Below are 16859 nucleotides of genomic sequence, written 5' to 3'. Positions count from 1 at the left end.
GCTCAGGGCGGCCGCGGGAGGCCTCAGCAGTCCTTGCTCCAGGTGTGGGAGCCGCCCCGGTCGTTCGCGCCCGCGTTGTAGCCCACCTCCTGGCCGGGTGCCAGACAGAGCGTCACCGGGCCCAGCAGCTCGCGGCCCTCGTACACCTTGACGTGGTCGAGCACGCCCGGGCCGGAGACGCCGTGGTTGGCCCAGGAGGAGTCGTGCTTGAACATGTCGCCCTCCCACCACCGGTCGTCTCCGCTGTGCTCGATCTTCATCCCGTCGAAGTTCGCGTCCGTCCAGACGCAGAAGTAGCCGCTGCGGCAGTCGGCCGCCTCCGCGGCGGCCGAGGTGGCCAGGACCGCTCCGGTCGTGAACACGGCGGCGGCGAGGAAGGTGGTGAAGCGCTTCATGCGGGCGGGTTTCCCTTCGGTGGCGGGGTGTCGAGGACGGTCGCGGCTTCGGTGAGGGCGTGGGCGCGCAGCCGCTGCCAGTCGGCGATCTCGCGGCGGTGGCCGGCCCGGACCTCGGCGAGGTCCAGGTGGGTGTGGTCGGCCTCGGGGCGCAGGTTGTTGACGACCACGGAGGCGCGGAACCAGCCGGCCTGGTCCCCGTAGAGCCGCTGCTGGGCGGCGGCGAGGCAGCCGTCGGTGTGGGCGCGCACGACGTAGCCGGTGGGCAGCGCGAGGGACAGTTCGGCCGGGCCCGTGCCGAAGAGGGCCGCGCTGACCCGCGCGTCGTCGGTTCCGCGCTGCCGTCGGCCGTCGCCGCGGGGCGGGACGAGTCCCTGGCGGATCAGGCAGGCGTCGGTGAGGCGCCGGGTGGCGGCCTTGATCACCTCGTCCGGGTCGGCGGCGGGGCGCCCGGGGGCCCCGGCCGCGCAGCCCGCGAGCACCGCGCAGGCCGTCGCGGCCGCTGCCGCGGCCGTCGCCGCGCGGGACGGTTCCTTGATCACAGGCATGCTGTCTAGCCGCCGTCGGCCCCCGTGCGACAGGGCAGGGGGCGCGGGCTCACCCGTCCGGGTGTGCGTTTCACCCGGGGGAACGTTCCGGCAGGAGAAGGGGGCGGCGGGGCCGTCACACCGTCCAGGACTTCGACCCCGCGGGCGGGCCGGGGCGCGGCGTCCAGGCCGAACGGTCGGCTTCCGGCCGCCAGTCGAGGACGTCGCGGTAGTAGATCCTCAGCGCCCAGTAGTACGCGTCCTCGTGCAGGATCAGCTCGTCCTCACCCGACAGGTCGAGCCCCTCCCACTGGTGGTTGATCCGTGCCACCGCCTCGGCCGTGCCGATGCCGCACAGTTCGGCCATCTCCCGCGCGGTGGCGCACAGGAGGTCCAGGGTCTCGGGTGAGGTGGCCATCAGGTATGCGGCCGCGTCGTCCGGCTCCGTCGTTCCCATGCGGGCATTCTCCCCGGCCGACCGCGCCCACCGGCTGCCGGGCGCCCCATAACCGCTGGTACTGGCCGGGAGCAGGAACGTCCATTGGAGTCCCGGCCGCCCGGCCCGCACACTTGATCACATGACGAGGGAGACCGAACACACCGGCCGGCAGGGCGAGTCGACCCGAGGGGTGGCCGGCCTCAGGGCCGCCATCGCGGCGGAGCGGAGGGAGTTGGCCGATCTCTTCGAGGGCCTGCCGGCGAAGGCCTGGGACGCGCCCAGCCTGTGCGGGGGATGGCGGGTCCGTGAGGTGGTCGCGCACATGTCCATGGGGTTCCGGCTGTCGCTGCCCGCCACGCTGGGCGAGCTGGTCAGGGCGCGGGGGGACCTGCACCGGATGACCGACCGCGTCGCCCGCAGGGACGCGGCGGCCCATTCGGCCGGTGAGCTCTGCGCGTTCGTGCGGGACAACGCCGGTCATCCGTGGAAGCCGCCGGTCGGCGGCTTCCGGGCCGCGCTCGGGCACGACGTGGTGCACGGGCTGGACGTCACCGCCGCCCTGGGGATCGACAGGCGGGTCCCCGAGGACCGGCTGCGCGTGCTCCTCGAGGACGTCCGGCCCAGCGGACTGCGGTTCTTCGGCGTCGACCTGCGCGGGGTGCGGCTGTGCGCGGAGGACGTGGACTGGTCCTACGGCGCGGGGACCCCCGTGTACGGGGCCGCGCAGGACCTCGTCCTGGTCGCCTTCGGCCGCCGCCTGCCGCCCGGCCGCCTCCGCGGCGCGCAGGCCGGGCGGTTCACCGGGCGCGGGTGAGGGGCGCGGGGGTCTACTCGTGGCGGCTGCCGTACGCGCCGAGGCGGACGCACTCGGCGCGGTCCACGGTCACCGGCCGTTCGCGCAGGATCTCCCGGGCCCGGTACTGGCCGAGGCTCGTGGCGTACCAGGGGAGGTCGCCGGCCTCGCGGAGGTCGTCCCGGATGCCCATCAGGGCGCAGGAGCGCCGGGGTTCGGGCAGCCGGTCCAGGGCGGGGGCGGCGTCCGCCGACAGGCCGCGGAGGTAGGCGAGGTCGATCTTTCCGTCCTGCTGGTACCGGGTGACGTTGCTCTCCGCGATGATCGCGTCGGGTGAGAGGAGCCCGAAGGCGAGGACGGCGGCCGCCGCGCTGCCCGCCACGGCGCGGGCCAGCCAGCGGCCGCCGACCGCCCCGGCCGCCATCAGCAGCACGATGACCAGGCCCAGCCACAGCTCCGCCGCGACCACGCAGAGCCGGAGCCTGGTCAGTCCGTACGCGTCGACGTACAGGTCCATGCGGCGCACGGCCGAGGCCACCACGACCAGCGTCAGCAGGCACAGGGTGCCCAGCACCGCCCGGACCAGGCGGCGGTCGCCGGGTATGCCGCGGGGCGCCCAGCGCAGGGCGAGGGCGATGACCACGAGGACGAAGACGGTGGCCCAGAGCAGCTGCCAGAACCCCTGGCGGGCGTACTCGGCGTAGGAGAGCCCGGTGCTCTCGAGGACCTTGTCGTAGCCGCCGAACAGCACGGCCAGCTGGACCGCGTTGAAGCCGGCGAAGAGGAGGTTCAGCAGGATCAGCGGCAGGCTCCACTCCAGCCGTGAACGGGCCTCGCCGGGGCGGGACTTCATCCGGTCCCAGCGGTGCGGGGCCGCCGCGCTCCGGGCGGTGGCAAGGGCGAGGACGGTACCGGCCAGGAAGAGCAGGAGCCGCAGCGGCCCCTCCCCCACCGAGACGTCGGGGACCAGATCGCCCAGCAGGCCGGCGAACGCGGCGTCGGCGGAGGCGAACAGCGCCCCGAACACCACGAGGAGGACCGCCCCCACCACGGCCGCCTTGGCCACGGGCAGCCAGCGTTCCCGGCCCATCCCGCCGCCGCGCGCCCGGATGCCGGCCCAGGCCCAGCCGACGCCGGCGACGGCGCTGTCGAGGAAGCCGAGGGGCGCCAGCAGGACGCCGGGCCATCTGCGGTTGCCGTGCAGGGCCAGGGCGGCGAGCAGTACGGCGGCCAGGACCGCGAGGGTGGACGGCCAGGCGGAGTCGCGCAGGGCCGGCACCGCGAGCAGGGCCACGCAGCCGGCGGCCCACAGCACGGTCCAGGGGCGCGCCTTGCGGCCCGCCGCCCGGGCCGCGACGTACGCGGCGGCCATCGCGGGCAGCGCGGCGAGGAGCAGGCCGGGGCCGACTCCGTCTCCGAGGAACGCGGCGGCGGCGAGACCGGCGGCGAGCGCGGCCACCAGGGTGAAGGTGCGGACGGGGGCGGGTTCGGCGGGCCGGATCCGGCGCCACATGGAGTTCTCCGCCTTCGCGGCGGCGGCCTCCATGGCCTTGCGCTGCCGGAGTTGGTACTGGAGCTGCCGCTGGTAGATCAGCCAGGTGGCCGGGTCGTGCCCGGGCAGGCCGGGGGCGGGTGGGGCGGGCGGAGCCTGGGCGGGTCCCCACGGGTCCTGCTGTTCGGGCTGTCCCGCCTGCTCGGCCCTGTTGTCGGCGTTCTCGGACATGGAGTCCCTCCCCTGGTGCGGAGGGGACAGAGTAGGCCCGCGCTCCAGGGTTTTGAACACATTCAACTGACCCTTGTTGCATGATCGTGACAATGCGCGACCGGGCGTGGAAACGCCGCGGGGGCGGACCGACAGCGCTGTCGGGCCGCCCCCGCGGTGCGGAGTCATCCCGGGTCAGGCGCCCAGGTGGCTGCCCTTGAGCCACTCCTTCTCGCCGTCCTTGGCGCAGGTCGAGCTGTAGACCGGGCCGGCGAAGGCGGGGAGGTTGTGCGGGACCGCGGCGAACGAGGAGCAGTTCGACGAGTAGGCCTTGTGGCCGCCGGAGAAGTAGTCGATGTCGACCCCATCGTGGGCCAGGGCGGCCCCGGCCCCGCCCAGGAGGATACCGGCGGCCAGGACGGAAGCGGTGACGGCGGAACGAATGCGCATGACTCCCCTAAGGATCCGTTGATCGACGCGCGGTCCGTATGCGCGTCGGCCGGTCCAACAGCCACCGGCCCCGGACGGGAACGGTCGTTCACCCGGATGCCACAGAAGTATCGTTTCAGCCCTGCTCAGGGCTGCTCTGACGGGGCGTTCCCCCGGCGGCCGCCGCCCGCTGCCGGTCGAGCGCGGCCAGGACGCGCCCGCGCAGGAGTTCGTACTCCGCGACGAGCCTGCCCCACTCGGCGACGGGCGGACGGGGGATCACGACGCCCCCGGTGACGGTCTCGTGCGGCCCGAACTGCTCGCGGGTCAGGTCGACGTCGACCCCCGGTCCCAGGCGGTTCCACCAGTGGTAGTCCACGCGGACCCCGTCCACATGCACCTCGCCCCGCACCACCTCGCCCCCGAGCAGGTCGTTGAGCACCATCGCGGTCACCCCGCACTGGTCCCGGGCCGGGTTGTCCCGCGTCCAGCGGGGCCGGTACTCGGGCGTACACGTCTCGGCGCTCCAACTCGCGCGCACGGCACGCTCGATGTCGGTGAGGCGCAGGGGCGCCGGCGCCGCTGTCGTTGTCGCTGTCGCTGTCGTCGGGTTTGTCGTCATGCACGCGATCCTCGCCGAGGGCACTGACAACCGGCCCGTTCCGTCGCCCGGCCGGGAGGGGGCCGGGGCCGGTCCGGGGCGATTGTCAGTGGTGGGTGCGAGGATCGGGGTATCGGTTCGAACGAGGGGGAGCGGCCATGTCCGGAAACCAGAACTACATCAATCACGTCGCCCTTGTACTGGACGCCAGTTCGTCCATGTCGCACCTCAGCGACAAGGTCGTCGAGGTCGCCGACCAGCAAATCGCCTATCTGGCCCGCCGTTCGCAGGAACTGGACCAGGAAACCCGTGTGACGGTGTACGTGTTCGCCAATGCGGTGGAATGCGTCATCTACGACAAGGACGTGCTGCGCATGCCGTCCCTGAAGCAGCTGTACCGGGTCGGGGGGATGACCGCCCTGCTGGCGGCGACGCTGCAGTCCCAGCGGGAACTGGCGCAGACGGCCCAGCTGTACGGCGACCACAGCTTCCTGACGTTCGTGCTCACCGACGGCCAGGAGAACGCCAGCCACCGTTGCCCCGGCGCCCCTTCCAGGGACCCGAAGGCACTGGTCGAAGCCCTGGCGACGATGATCGGGACGCAGCAGGACAACTGGACCCTGGCCGTGCTCGTACCGGACCAGATGGGCAAGCGGGAGGCCATGCGGTGCGGGTTCCCGAAGGACAACATCGCCATCTGGGACGCCACGAGCACGCGCGGCCTGGAAGAGGCCGGCCAGGTCATCCAGGAGGCCACCGAGAAATTCATGATCGGCCGCACGAAGGGAATCCGGGGTTCCCGTGCCGTGTTCTCCACGGGCGCCGACACGGTGAACAAGGAGACCATCGAGGCGGCCGGACTCACCCCGGTGGAACAGACGCGTTATCAGCTCATTCCGGTGGCCCGCGACGCGGGGATCCGGGAATGGGTCGTCGAATCCGGGCACACGTACCGCACCGGTGGCGCCTATTACCAGCTGAGCAAATCGGAAAAGGTCCAGGCGCGCAAGCGGATCGCCGTTCTGGAGAAGAAGACGGACCGGGTGTACACGGGGCCCGAGGCACGCGCCCTGCTCGGGCTGCCGGACGCGGAGGTCCGGGTGAAGCCCGACCAGAACGACGAGTTCACCATCTTCGTGCAGAGCACCAGCGTGAACCGCAAGCTGGTGGCCAACACCCGGCTGCTGCTGATGACGAGCTGACCCCGCGGCGGCCCCGCCAGGGGGACCGGCGGGGCCCCGCTACGCCGCCTGGAGGGCCAGGGTCGGGGAGAGGCGGGCGGCGCGGACCGCCGGGTAGAGGCCGGCCAGCGTGCCGATGGCCAGGGTGGCCGCGAAGCCGCCGGTCACCGCCCACAGGGGCACCACCCAGGGGAGGTCCCCAGTACGGGCGTACACCCAGGTGGCCGCGGCCCCCAGGGCGATGCCCGCGAGCCCGCCGAGCCCGGACAGCAGCAGCGACTCCGTCACGAACTGGACGCGGATCTGGCCCCTGGTCGCCCCCAGCGAGCGGCGCAGGCCGATCTCGTGGCGGCGCTCCAGCACCGAGATGATCATCGTGTTGGCCACGCCGACCCCGCCCACGAGCAGGGCGATCCCGCCCAGCCCGAGGAGCAGCGTGCTGAAGGCGCCCTCGGTGGCCGCCTTGGCCTGCAGGGCCGCGGAGGGGTCGGTCACCGACACCGTGGTCGGGCTCTGCGGGTTGGCCGTCCGCGCGATCAGGGCCCGTACCTGCGCGACACGGTCGTCCGCGGAGCGTTCGTAGACGGCCGTCGGGTGGCCGTCGAAGCCGAGCAGCTCCTCGGCCGCCTGCCAGCCGACCAGCGCCGAGCGTTCGATCTCGGGCGCGAGCGGGATGGGATCGAGGATGCCGATGACCGTGAAGTACCGGCCGCCGATGAAGACCTGGCCTCCGGGGGCGCCGATGCCCAGCCGCTCCGCCGTGACGTGCCCCAGCACCACCGACGGGTAGCGGGAGGTCGCGTCGTTCAGCCAGGCCCCGGAGCGCATACGGGCCCGCAGCACGCCGAGCAGGTCGTCCTTGGCCGCCTTGACGGCGATGCCGCCGGTCTCCTCCTTGGGGATCTTCTCGGAACGGCGGACCGACTCGGGTACGTCGCCCGTGGTGCCGACCGACTCGACGCCCTCGATCCGGGAGAGCATCCCGGGGGCCTCCTTGGGGAGTTTGGTGTCCTGGCCCGCGAACATCGACTGCCCGGGCGTGACGACCAGCATGTTCGTGCCCAGTTCGTCGAGCTCCGCCAGCAGTTTGGCCTGGCTGGAGGAGGAGACCCCGACCACCGCGATCATCGTCGCGATGCCGATGGCGATGCCGAGGGCCGACAGGAACACCCGCATCGGGCGGGAACGGAGCCCGGCCGAGCCGACGTGCAGCACGTCCCGGGGGCCCAGGCGGGGCGGGCGGAGCCGGGCCGGTACCGGCGCCCGGGCCGTCACGAGGCCTCCCCGAGCCGCTCCGGCCCCGGGCCGGGGTGCGGCCGGGCCGCTGTCCGGGGGTGCGGGTGCCGGGCGTCGGAGACGACCTCCCCGTCGCGGATCCGGACCGAGCGGGGCAGGCTCGCCGCGATCTCCTGGTCGTGGGTGATCACGGCGATGGTGGCCCCGTCGCCGTTGAGCTCGTGGAGCAGTTCCATCACCGACCGGCCCGACGCCGTGTCGAGCGCGCCGGTGGGCTCGTCGGCGAGCAGCAGGTCCGGTTCCCCGGCGACGGCGCGGGCGATGGCCACGCGCTGTTTCTGGCCGCCGGACAGCTCGTGCGGGCGGTGTTCCATCCGGTCGCCGAGGCCGACGCGTTCCAGGGCGACCGCCGCGCGGCGGCCGCGTTCGGCCCGGGAGAGGCCGGAGTAGAGCAGCCCCTCGGCGACGTTGGCCCGGGCGCTGATGCCGGGGACGAGGTGGAAGGACTGGAACACGAAGCCGACGTGGCGCGAGCGCAGGGCGGACAGGGCCCGGTCGGACAGGGCCGCCACGTCGTGCCCCGCGATGGCGACCCGGCCGGCGGTCGGCCGGTCGAGGGTTCCGACGATGTGCAGGAGGGTGGACTTCCCCGAGCCGGAGGGGCCGACGATGCCGAGGAGTTCCCCCTCCAGGACGGTCAGGTCCACCCCGCGCAGGGCCTTGACCCCGCCCGGGTACTCCTTGGTGACGCCGGTCAGCTCCACGACCGCCCGGGAGTGGCGGGCGTCGGGGGCGTGCGGGGCGGCAGGGGTGGGGGGCGCGGTGGTCATACGCTCGGCACCCCCACCCGCATGCCCTCCTTCAGGGCGTCCCCCTTGATCTCGACCCGGCCCTGGCCGAACATGCCGAGTTCCACGGGGACCTCCCGGACGGCGCCGCTTTCCACGACCTGCACGCCGAAGCCGCCGCCGGCGAGGGCGAGCAGGGCGTTGACGGGGACGGAGAGCACGTCCTTGCGCGTTTCGCCGGTGAGCCGGACCGACACCGGGGCCTGGTCGGGGCCCTTGGCCTGGGCGGCGTCGTCCAGGGCCACGGTGACCTGGACCTTCGGTTTTCCGTTCCCGCCCCCGCCGGAGCCGCCACCGCCGCCGGAACCGCCGGAGCCGCTGCCCTCGCCGTCGGGGTTGGCGGTGCTGCCCACCGAGTCGATCTTCCCGGTGGCGGTTCCGCCGCCGGGCAGGGCCACCGTCACCGGATCGCCGCTCTTGACCGTGCCCGCCTTGGCTGCGTCCAGTTGGAAGCGGACCATCCGCTGGGTGCCGGTCAGGGTGAGGACGGGCTTGGCGGGGCCGGGCTCGTCGCCGACCTGGCTGTCGTTGCGCTGGACCCGCTGCGGGCCGGAGGCGAAGGCGATGTCCTCCTTGCCGACCTCGCCGGTCTCCGGCGCCTTGTGGGCCTTCTGCCAGCGCTTGACGGCCGTCGCGGTGCCGGCCGTGAAGGTGGCGTCGTCCGGGTCGAGGCCGGTGCCGTGGCCGAGTGCGGCGAGGTTGCGCTTGAGCTGTTTGACGTCCTCGCCCTTGTCGCCCGTCTTGAGCGTGCGGTACATGGGCGTGGTCCCGTACATCAGGCGGACCGGCCGGCCGCCGAGCTCGTACAGCCGGCCGTCCCGCTCGACGGCCGTGCCGGCGCCGGCGGTCCAGGTGAGGACACCGGGGCCGGGGGCGTTCAGCCGGCGCTCCTGCGCGTAGCCGAGGGTGCCCTCGACGGTGAGGCCCGAGCTGAGGTCGCTGCGGCGGACCGGTTCGGTCCGCCGGGGCAGGCCGTCGGCGTGCCGGTCCTTGTCCTGCACCCGGTCCGCACGGGGCTGGGCGGTCACCGCGTAGCCGCCGCCCGTGGCGGCGACGACCACGGCGAGGGAGCCGAGCAGCCACTTCCCGCGCCGGTTCACGCGGCCTGGCACTTCTTCTGGGCCTCCGCGAAGGCCTGCTCCTGCCCCTCTGGGATCTTGGTGGCGCCCATCGCGTTGCCCTTGAACTCCGGGTCCGGGACGTCGACGCCGTTGTCGCGCATGCACTTGGCCCACTTCAGGGCCTTGTCCTTGTCCGCCTGCGGCATCTCGCCGGTGCCGGGGGCCTGCATCCCGCAGGCCTCGAAGGCCTTCTTGACGGCCTCGGGGTCCTCGCTGCCGGTGCCGAGTGTCATGCCGCGCGGATCCTGGCCGGGCTGCGGGTCGGGGGCGTCGATGCCGTGCTCGCGCAGGCACTTGCGTACCTGGAGGGCCTTGTCCGCGTCCTTGCCGTTGCCGTTGCCGTTGCCGTTGCCGTTGCCGCCGCCGGTGCCGGAGGCTCCGGCGTTCTGCTGCGCGGAGTCCGGCTTGCCCCCGCCGGAGGAGGTGCCGGTGCCCGTGCACGCGGTCACGAGGAGGGCCAGGCCGGTGACGACGGCGGCCGCGGTCATGGTCATGCTCGAGGATCGGTTCATGGGGCGGAGCCTGCCGGGGAGGTCGGTTTCGCTTCCTTCACCGATCATGTTTATGGCGAGGAAATGCGGCCTTCGAGTAGAGAGGGCTCATGCGAGTGCTGGTGGTGGAGGACGAGGAGTTCCTCCGGGAGATGATCGCGGAGGGGCTGCGCCGTGACGCGCTGGCCGTCGACGAGGCGGGCGACGGGCTGGAGGCCCTGCGGCGCCTGCGGCTGGGCGAGTACGACGTGCTCGTGCTGGACCGCGATCTGCCCGGGCTGCACGGGGACGAGGTCTGCCGCCAGGTCGTGCGGGAGCGGATGCTGACGCGGGTGCTGATGCTGACGGCCTCGGGGACGGTGCGCGACCGGGTGGAGGGGCTGGGGCTGGGCGCCGACGACTACCTCACCAAGCCGTTCTCCTACGACGAGCTGCTGGCGCGGGTGCTGGCCCTGGGGCGGCGGGCGCATCCGGCGCTGCCGCCGGTCCTGGAGCGGTGCGGTGTCGCCGTGGACACGGCCCGGCGGACGGCGACCCGCGACGGGCGGCGGCTCGCGCTGTCGCGCAAGGAGTTCGCGGTTCTGGAGGCGCTGCTGCGGGCCGAGGGGGCGGTGCTGGGCAACGACGACCTGATCGAGCAGGTGTGGGAGCAGGACACCTCGTACCGGACCAATGCCGTCCGGGTCACGCTGAGCAAGCTGCGGGCGAAGCTGGGCGAGCCGCAGCTGATCGAGACCGTGCCGGGGGCCGGTTACCGGATCGCTGATCCGCTGTGAGAGCGGTGCTCCGTTCCGAGCGCGCCCGTCTCACGGCGCTGTACGGCTCGCTGCTCGTCCTGGCCGGCGGCGGCCTGATCGCCCTGGTGAACCTCCTGCTGCGGGGCGGGCTGTACGCCCGGATCAGCGGCGCCGTCACCACGGCCGTGCCGACCCGCGACCTCGAGAAGGCCCTGGTGGAGGCGGGCAGGACTCCGGTGCCCGCCCAGTCGCTGCCGCCGGACCGGATCCCGTCCTCGGAGGAGTTCCGGGGATACGCGGTGACACGGAACCTCTCCAGCGCCGTCGAGCAGGCCACCCTGCACGAGCTCCTGCTGGTCTCGCTCGTCGCGCTCGCCGTCTTCGCCGTGCTGTCCGTCTGGCTGGCCTGGTGGATGGCGGGCCGGGTGCTGCGGCCGGTGGGGGTGATCACCGAGACGGCTCGCCGGCTGTCGGGGGCGAACCTGCACGAGCGGATCTCCCTCCAGGCCCCGCCCGGGGAGCTCAAGCGACTGGCGGACACCTTCGACGGGATGCTCGACCGGATCGAGAGCCTGGTCGGGGCGCAGCGGCGGTTCGCCGCGAACGCCGCGCACGAGCTGCGCACCCCGCTGGCCGTGCAGCGGGCGGCGGCGGAGATCGGGCTGGCCGGGGAGCCGCCGCCGGAGAAGGTGGCCCGGATCCGGGAGCGGCTGATCGGCGTGGCGGACTCCAGTGAGCACCTGATCGAGTCGTTGCTTCTGCTCGCCGTGTCGGAGGAGGGCCTGGAGGCCACGGAGCCGGTGGACCTCGCGGAGCTGGCCGGGGCGGACCTGGCGGCGACCGCGCACGAGGGGCTGACGGCCGTGGCCGACCTCGCGCCGCTGACGGTCGAGGGCGACCGCGCCCTGCTGGACCACCTGATCCGCAACCTGCTGACCAACGCCGTACGCCACAACCGGCCGGGCGGCCGGATCGAGGTGAGCACGGCGCGGGGGCCCGCGGGAGGGGTCCTGACGGTGTCCAACACCGGGCCGGTGATCGACCCGGGGGACGTCCCCCGGCTGCTGGAGCCGTTCCGCCGCCGGGCAGAACGCCGCCACACGGCGGGCGAGGGGGCCGGGCTCGGTCTCTCGCTGGTCGCCTCGATCGCCCGCGCCCACGGTGCCCGGCTGCGGGCGGAGGCCAATCCGGCGCCGGACGGCGGCATGACCGTCAGGGTCCTGTTCCAGGCCGGAACCGGAACCGGAACCGGGGATTCATCGGCCGGCCGGAAAGAGCGGCCGATACGCCCGATTCATCCGGTGTGAGCCCTCCCACGCTTCCTTGACCGGGGCGCGAGGGCTCCCTAGCGTCGAAGGAGCGGCCGGAGGCTCCCCCGGCGCCCCCGCCCACACCGGAGCGGGACCGCGGGAACGCACCCACGCAGAGGAAGACCACGTCCATGGGCATGAGCAGCAGTTCCGCGCGCCGTCGCCGCACGGGCTCCGCGATGGCGGCGGCCGTCCTCGGCCTCCTGGCGGCGGCGGCCGGCCCGGCCCGCGCCTCGACGGACTCCTCGGCCGCCGGCCGCTCCCCGGCGGCGTCCTCCTCCCGGCCGGTCCACGGCACCGCCGTCCCGCAGGGCATATCCCGCCTCGCCCAGGGCACGGGCCGGGACATCGCGATCACCGTGGACGACGGTCCGGACCCGACGTGGACCCCGCAGGTGCTGCGCGTGCTGCGGCAGAACCACGTCAAGGCCACCTTCTGCCTGATCGGCGCACGGGCGCAGAAGTACCCGGAGCTGGTGCGCGAGATCGCCGCCGACGGACACCGGCTGTGCGACCACTCCGCCGACCACGACGAGACGATGGACCACAAGCCGGTCGACTACCAGCGCCGGCAGATCCTGGACGGCAAGGCCATGATCGAGGCGGCCGTACCGGGCGTCGCGGTGACCTACTACCGCGCGCCGGGCGGTGCCTTCACGCCCGAGAGCCGGGCCGTCGCCGCGGCGGCCGGGATGCGCCCGCTGGGCTGGAGCGTGGATCCCAAGGACTGGAGCCGTCCGGGCCTGCCGGCCATCGTCTCCGCGGTGGAGGACAAGCTGCCCGAGCTGCCCACGGTCCTGTTCCACGACGGCGGCGGCGACCGCAGCCAGACCGTGGCCGCCCTGCGGCAGTACCTCCCCTGGCTCCGCTCCCAGGGCTACGCGTTCACGTTCCCGGCGCGGAACGCCCCCTGACGGGCACGCGGAGCGCCGCCGCGAGGCTCGACGGGGAGTCCACCGAGGTGTAGACGGTCGTCACCGCGCGCCGCCCGGCGGGCCCCAGGTCCAGGTGGACGGGCGGGTCCAGGGCCAGGGCGACGTTCAGGGAGGCCTCCACCGAGCAGGCCACGGCATCCGGTTCGCCCGGAACCGGGCGGGGGCCGCGGCCGGGCACCGTACGGACGGCCGGGGCCATGGAGCGCACCGCCGCCCGGGGCAGCGTCAGCTCCCCGAGGAAGCCGGTCCGCAGCGTCAGGTGGTCGTCGTCCACCGTGTGCGGATGCCGCAGCAGCGCGGCCACGAGTCCCAGCCCGGCCAGGACCACGAGCACCTCGCACACGGCGTGCACCGGCCGTACGGCGGGCGGCAGTACGGACGAGAACACGAAGGCCGTCACCCCTTCCGTCACCGCCATGACCAGCACCAGCTGCCGCGTCGACGCCGAGTGCCGCAGCCCCGGTGCGGCCCGTCCCGGGAGCGTCCACCGGGCCAGGCAGACAGCCCACACCCGCAGGATCGCGGCCACCGGGGGCCTGGCCGTCACGGTGCCCGTCATCCGCTCCCGCTCCGTCACGCGCTCTCCTCCGTCCCGCCGCTGCCCCCCGTCCCTCTCAGGATCGGGCCGGGCCGGACGGGCCGGAAGTGACGTATGTCAGCGATCGCCCGTGCGCCCCGCGGCGGCCGGGACCGGGGCGCGGTGCCCGGCGGGGGCGCCGGGTTCCTGCTCGGCTTCGGGCGCCGGCGCGTCCTCACGGGCGACCGGGCCGGGGACCTCGTCCGGGCGCAGGGCGGCGATGCGGGCGCGGGCCCACGCGGGATGGCACATGGGATGACTCCTCTTCGTCGTGTCCGGAAGGCTCCGGACCGCTTCCTGAACGCGGATCAGGCCGTCCGTGGGGCGCGGCGGTCACAGCGGTCGCGGACCGCGGGGCCATGACCGGCAGGCTAAGTGCGGCCGGGAAGCGCGGGCTTCTCCGTTCCTGACCGATGGGAAGGTGTTCCGGCCCGGGCGAAGGGCGAGTTCAGGCCAGGGGATACTAGGGCGCGGCCGATGGTCACATCATCCGCTCACCATTCCCCGCCCTGTGGCTCGACGCCCGGTCAGCGGGCCTGTCCCACCCGCCGCGAGGAGCACCACGCGCATGTCGACACCCCCTCAGCCCCCGCCGTACCCGCAGCAGCCGTACGGGCAGCCGGGGCCGTACGGACAGCCCGGCCCGCCGCCGCAGGGGGCGGTGCCCGGGCCCGGCTCGCCGTACGGCGACCCGCAGGGCTGGTACCAGCCGACGCAGCAGCAGAAGACCAACGTGGCGGCCGTGGTGGCGTTCGTGATGTCGCTGATCTGCCCGATACCGACGCTGCCGCTGATCCTGGGCCTCGTCGCGATCTCCCAGATCCGCAAGGAGGGCGGCCAGGGCAAGGGCCTGGCGATCGCGGCCGTGGTCATCCACGGCACGACCCTCGTCGTCCTCGCGCTGGTGGTGGCCCTCGGCCTGACGAAGGCGGCCCATGAGGGTTCGTCGACCCCCCGCCGCGACGCCCACGGCCAGGTCACCACGCCGGGATCCAGCAAGGTCGAGGACCTCCGCAAGGGCGACTGCTTCAACACCGACGACGACCTGTCGAAGACCCAGAAGGGCGACGGCACGCAGGCCCGGCTCTCCGTGCGCACCGTGCCCTGCGCCCAGCCCCACGAGGGGGAGGCGTACGCGGTCTTCACCCTGGACAACGGCGCGTTCCCCGGAGCGGACAAGATCGTCACGATGTCGGAGGAGAAGTGCGGCGGTTCCGCGCTGACCGACTACGTGGGCGAGGCGGAGAAGCTGCCGAACAACCTGGACGTCTTCTACTACTACCCGCAGGCGAGCAGCTGGCTGCTCGGCGACCGGACGGTCACCTGCTTCCTGGGCACCGCCAACGGCACGAGCACCGGTTCCGCCCGCGCCGGCGGTTCCTGACCCCCCGTCCGCAGCCGCCGGGGCCCACCGGGCGGCGGCCGCGGACGCGTTGTCCGCAGGATCGGCTAGCGCGGGGAATCCGCGAGGCGGCGGGCCAGGTACGCGGCGAGGTGTTCCGCGTCCTCGGGGGCGTCGGCCCGGCAGGTGAGGCGCCGCAGGAAGCCGACGGAGTCGAGGGCCGCGCCTTCCCGGGCCAGGACGAAGACGAGCGCGAGGAAGGCGCAGCGGGCGTTGCCGTCGTCGAAGGGGTGGAAGAAGCAGACGTCGAGGTAGGCGCGTACGGCCCGGGCCGGCAGCGGGAGGGGTGCCTCACCCGCCCCCCGCGTGCTCTCGGCGAGGCAGGCGTCGAAGCGGGCCGGGGTGCCGGGGGCGATGCCGTAGCGTTCCCGGCCGTGTTTGGCGAAGGCGGGGCGGGCCCGGTCCCCGGGCCGCAGGGTCCGCGGGAGGCGCTCCGCGACCTCGTCCACCAGCAGGGGGCGGGGGTGCGTCCAGCTGTGGAACCTGCCGCCGATCGCCTCGTCGACGAGGTCGTGGGCGAGGTCCGGTGCGACGCCCCAGCGGGTGAGGAACCAGGTGAGCACCTGCGCGCAGTGGCCGTACCAGCCGCTGGCGCAGCCGGTGCGGTCGACGACCTGGAAGATCAGGTTTCGGGCCGCGCACTCCCACAGGACGCGCTGGTCCTCGATGCCGTCGAGGTCCAGCGGGTAGGCCTCGAACCAGCGGGAGAGGGTCTCCAGCCACTCCCGCCACTCGCACAGGCCCTCGGCCACCCGGTCGAGGGTCTCCTCCGGGGTGGTGACCGAGTGCCGGAAGCAGCACCAGGAGCCGACCGGTCCCCCGTCGAAGTCGCCCTCGCCGTGCGCCCAGCGCCAGCCGAGGCTCCAGCGGCCGTAGTGGTCCTCCAGGGCGTACGACACGGCCTCGGTCCAGGGCATGGCGACCTCCCAGGAGAAGGCGGTCAGCGCCGGGTCGCCGGGGGGGGCAGGTCGGGGCGGCGGGGCGTGCGGCGGGCGGGCCCGAGGGAGCGGACCACCTCGGCGGCGGTCGCACGGTCGAAGGGATGGCGGGCGGGGTCCACCTCGTCCCAGGTGAGTTCCCGGGGGGACAGTTCAAGCAGCACCGCGCCATCCTGTACGGCGTGTCGGGGTTCGGCAACGGCGTTCGCGGGGGGCGGCGGTCCAGGATCGGGGGCGGTGGCCCCGGGCGGCCGTCCGGTTCCGCCCCCGCGTGGGAAGAGGTCCTGCCATGACGCAGTGCGACGGTCCGCCGTGCTCCGGCGGCGGCCGGGCGGCGCGGTGAGCGCCGGGGAGCCCGGCGGGCGTTACGGGGAGGCGGTGTTCCGGCCGGAGCAGGCCGGTGAGGGCGCGCGCATCGACTTCGGCGCCCTTGCGTACGACGACATCACGATGGCGCGGCTGCGGGCCCTCGGGGCGGGTCCCGGGTGGAGCTGCCTCGACGTCGGCGCGGGGACGGGGACGGTCTCGGGCCGCCTTCTGGACGAGGCCGGGGTGGCGTCCGTGCTGGCGGTCGACCGGGACGTGCGGTTCCTGCGGGAGCGGCCCGGGTTGGAGGTGCTGCGGGCCGACGTCACCGCACCGGACTTCGCCGCCGGCCGCCGCTTCCGGCTGGTCCACGCGCGCTTCGTGCTGATGCACCTGCCCGAGCGCGAGCGCGTGATCGCCGTCCTGGCCGAACGGGTCGAGCCCGGCGGCGTGCTGGTGCTCTCCGACGCCGTGGACCTGACGAGCGGCCTGGAGGAGCCGGCGACGCCGTACACCACCGCGATGCGGGCGATGTGGCAGGGGTTGCGGGAGACCATCGGGACGGACGTGTCCTGGGTGCCTTCGTACCCGCAGCTGCTGCGCCGGGCCGGGCTCGTACCGGTCGCCGCCGAGGTGCACGTGCCGCCGCTGGAGCCGGGCAGCCCCCTCAGCCGCTTCTGGGCGGACACCTGGGAGCGCAGTCGGGCCGCGATGACCGCCACCGGCCTGGTGGACGACGCCGCGGTCGACGCGGCGGTGCGCTACCTGGACTCCGAAGAGTGCGCCGCGCTGTCGGCCGGCATGCTCACGGCGTGGGGGTGGAAGCCCGCCGGGGCCGGTCCCGTCCCGGGGTGACGCGCGTGCGGCGGGCACGGCGCGCGTGTGCGCCGT

21 protein-coding genes are annotated in these 16859 nt (G+C 74.1%); 7 read left to right on the top strand and 14 right to left on the bottom strand.

Annotation, left to right across the window (positions count from 1 at the left end; translation table 11 throughout):
* Positions 1–23: 23 nt before the first annotated feature.
* The 3 genes from ACFY0O_RS13305 to ACFY0O_RS13295 all read right to left on the bottom strand — a co-directional run bounded on the left by ACFY0O_RS13305 (position 24) and on the right by ACFY0O_RS13295 (position 1379).
* On the bottom strand, positions 24–395 hold the full coding sequence (locus ACFY0O_RS13305; RefSeq protein WP_388946479.1) for a peptidase inhibitor family I36 protein: 372 nt from the start codon (positions 393–395) through the stop codon (positions 24–26).
* Positions 392–943 carry a hypothetical protein gene (locus ACFY0O_RS13300; protein WP_388946476.1) on the bottom strand — a complete coding sequence of 184 codons (552 nt, stop codon included), beginning with the start codon at positions 941–943 and terminating at the stop codon, positions 392–394. The genes ACFY0O_RS13305 and ACFY0O_RS13300 overlap by 4 nt, the downstream gene beginning before the upstream one ends.
* Before the next feature lie 115 nt (positions 944–1058).
* A complete protein-coding gene (locus ACFY0O_RS13295) occupies positions 1059–1379 on the bottom strand; it encodes a hypothetical protein (protein WP_388946473.1) in 321 nt (106 codons plus the stop codon).
* A 121-nt stretch (positions 1380–1500) separates the two neighbouring features.
* On the opposite strand from ACFY0O_RS13295, the gene ACFY0O_RS13290 reads away from it, so the two are divergent.
* Positions 1501–2175, top strand: coding sequence for a maleylpyruvate isomerase family mycothiol-dependent enzyme (locus tag ACFY0O_RS13290; RefSeq protein ID WP_388946470.1), 675 nt, complete (start codon positions 1501–1503; stop codon positions 2173–2175).
* 13 nt (positions 2176–2188) lie between these two features.
* Here the strand turns inward: ACFY0O_RS13290 and ACFY0O_RS13285 are convergent, their stop codons facing one another.
* From ACFY0O_RS13285 to ACFY0O_RS13275, 3 genes are all read right to left on the bottom strand, one after another.
* On the bottom strand, positions 2189–3877 hold the full coding sequence (locus ACFY0O_RS13285; RefSeq protein WP_388946468.1) for a DUF4153 domain-containing protein: 1689 nt from the start codon (positions 3875–3877) through the stop codon (positions 2189–2191).
* Between the two features lie 174 nt (positions 3878–4051).
* Positions 4052–4306: a hypothetical protein gene (locus ACFY0O_RS13280; protein ID WP_388946466.1), complete on the bottom strand. Its 255-nt coding sequence runs from the start codon at positions 4304–4306 to the stop codon at positions 4052–4054.
* A 115-nt stretch (positions 4307–4421) separates the two neighbouring features.
* On the bottom strand, positions 4422–4907 hold the full coding sequence (locus tag ACFY0O_RS13275) for a hypothetical protein (protein WP_388946464.1): 486 nt from the start codon (positions 4905–4907) through the stop codon (positions 4422–4424).
* Positions 4908–5044: 137 nt separating this feature from the next.
* Between ACFY0O_RS13275 and ACFY0O_RS13270 the strand changes: the two genes are divergently transcribed.
* The gene (locus ACFY0O_RS13270) at positions 5045–6088 is read left to right on the top strand and encodes a vWA domain-containing protein (RefSeq protein ID WP_388946461.1); all 1044 of its coding nucleotides are present in this window, start codon (positions 5045–5047) and stop codon (positions 6086–6088) included.
* 39 nt (positions 6089–6127) lie between these two features.
* On the opposite strand, the gene ACFY0O_RS13265 is transcribed toward ACFY0O_RS13270, so the two are convergent.
* From ACFY0O_RS13265 to ACFY0O_RS13250, 4 genes are read right to left on the bottom strand one after another with little or no spacing between them, the layout of a single operon-like run.
* Positions 6128–7342 carry an ABC transporter permease gene (locus ACFY0O_RS13265; protein WP_388946458.1) on the bottom strand — a complete coding sequence of 405 codons (1215 nt, stop codon included), beginning with the start codon at positions 7340–7342 and terminating at the stop codon, positions 6128–6130.
* Positions 7339–8133 (bottom strand): ABC transporter ATP-binding protein, encoded by a 795-nt coding sequence (locus ACFY0O_RS13260; RefSeq protein WP_388946456.1) that lies wholly within the window; start codon positions 8131–8133, stop codon positions 7339–7341. The genes ACFY0O_RS13265 and ACFY0O_RS13260 overlap by 4 nt, the downstream gene beginning before the upstream one ends.
* Positions 8130–9251, bottom strand: coding sequence for a peptidoglycan-binding protein (locus ACFY0O_RS13255; protein ID WP_388946453.1), 1122 nt, complete (start codon positions 9249–9251; stop codon positions 8130–8132). The genes ACFY0O_RS13260 and ACFY0O_RS13255 overlap by 4 nt, the downstream gene beginning before the upstream one ends.
* Positions 9248–9784 carry a hypothetical protein gene (locus ACFY0O_RS13250; protein ID WP_388946451.1) on the bottom strand — a complete coding sequence of 179 codons (537 nt, stop codon included), beginning with the start codon at positions 9782–9784 and terminating at the stop codon, positions 9248–9250. The genes ACFY0O_RS13255 and ACFY0O_RS13250 overlap by 4 nt, the downstream gene beginning before the upstream one ends.
* Before the next feature lie 89 nt (positions 9785–9873).
* On the opposite strand from ACFY0O_RS13250, the gene ACFY0O_RS13245 reads away from it, so the two are divergent.
* The 3 genes from ACFY0O_RS13245 to ACFY0O_RS13235 all read left to right on the top strand — a co-directional run bounded on the left by ACFY0O_RS13245 (position 9874) and on the right by ACFY0O_RS13235 (position 12724).
* The gene (locus ACFY0O_RS13245) at positions 9874–10539 is read left to right on the top strand and encodes a response regulator transcription factor (RefSeq protein ID WP_079431136.1); all 666 of its coding nucleotides are present in this window, start codon (positions 9874–9876) and stop codon (positions 10537–10539) included.
* 5 nt (positions 10540–10544) lie between these two features.
* Positions 10545–11807, top strand: a complete 1263-nt coding sequence (locus ACFY0O_RS13240; protein ID WP_388946448.1) for a sensor histidine kinase — start codon at positions 10545–10547, stop codon at positions 11805–11807.
* A gap of 140 nt (positions 11808–11947) precedes the next feature.
* The gene (locus ACFY0O_RS13235; RefSeq protein WP_388946445.1) at positions 11948–12724 is read left to right on the top strand and encodes a polysaccharide deacetylase family protein; all 777 of its coding nucleotides are present in this window, start codon (positions 11948–11950) and stop codon (positions 12722–12724) included.
* Here the strand turns inward: ACFY0O_RS13235 and ACFY0O_RS13230 are convergent.
* Both ACFY0O_RS13230 and ACFY0O_RS13225 read right to left on the bottom strand, forming a co-directional pair.
* Entirely contained in the window at positions 12696–13322 is a 627-nt protein-coding gene (locus tag ACFY0O_RS13230) for a hypothetical protein (RefSeq protein ID WP_388946442.1), read from the bottom strand. The genes ACFY0O_RS13235 and ACFY0O_RS13230 overlap by 29 nt on opposite strands.
* A 78-nt stretch (positions 13323–13400) precedes the next feature.
* Positions 13401–13574 carry a hypothetical protein gene (locus ACFY0O_RS13225; protein ID WP_388946441.1) on the bottom strand — a complete coding sequence of 58 codons (174 nt, stop codon included), beginning with the start codon at positions 13572–13574 and terminating at the stop codon, positions 13401–13403.
* Between the two features lie 316 nt (positions 13575–13890).
* On the opposite strand from ACFY0O_RS13225, the gene ACFY0O_RS13220 reads away from it, so the two are divergent.
* On the top strand, positions 13891–14706 hold the full coding sequence (locus ACFY0O_RS13220) for a septum formation family protein (protein ID WP_388946438.1): 816 nt from the start codon (positions 13891–13893) through the stop codon (positions 14704–14706).
* Positions 14707–14771: 65 nt separating this feature from the next.
* On the opposite strand, the gene ACFY0O_RS13215 is transcribed toward ACFY0O_RS13220, so the two are convergent.
* Positions 14772–15641, bottom strand: coding sequence for a Fic family protein (locus ACFY0O_RS13215; protein ID WP_388946436.1), 870 nt, complete (start codon positions 15639–15641; stop codon positions 14772–14774).
* A gap of 23 nt (positions 15642–15664) precedes the next feature.
* Positions 15665–15826, bottom strand: a complete 162-nt coding sequence (locus tag ACFY0O_RS13210) for a hypothetical protein (protein WP_388946434.1) — start codon at positions 15824–15826, stop codon at positions 15665–15667.
* A gap of 175 nt (positions 15827–16001) precedes the next feature.
* On the opposite strand from ACFY0O_RS13210, the gene ACFY0O_RS13205 reads away from it, so the two are divergent.
* On the top strand, positions 16002–16823 hold the full coding sequence (locus ACFY0O_RS13205) for a class I SAM-dependent methyltransferase (protein WP_388946720.1): 822 nt from the start codon (positions 16002–16004) through the stop codon (positions 16821–16823).
* Positions 16824–16859 lie beyond the last annotated feature (36 nt).

Origin of the sequence: Streptomyces sp. NPDC001594, assembly GCF_042893675.1 — a bacterium.
GTDB lineage: Bacteria > Actinomycetota > Actinomycetes > Streptomycetales > Streptomycetaceae > Streptomyces.
This window is presented reverse-complemented; position numbering and strand designations above follow the sequence as displayed.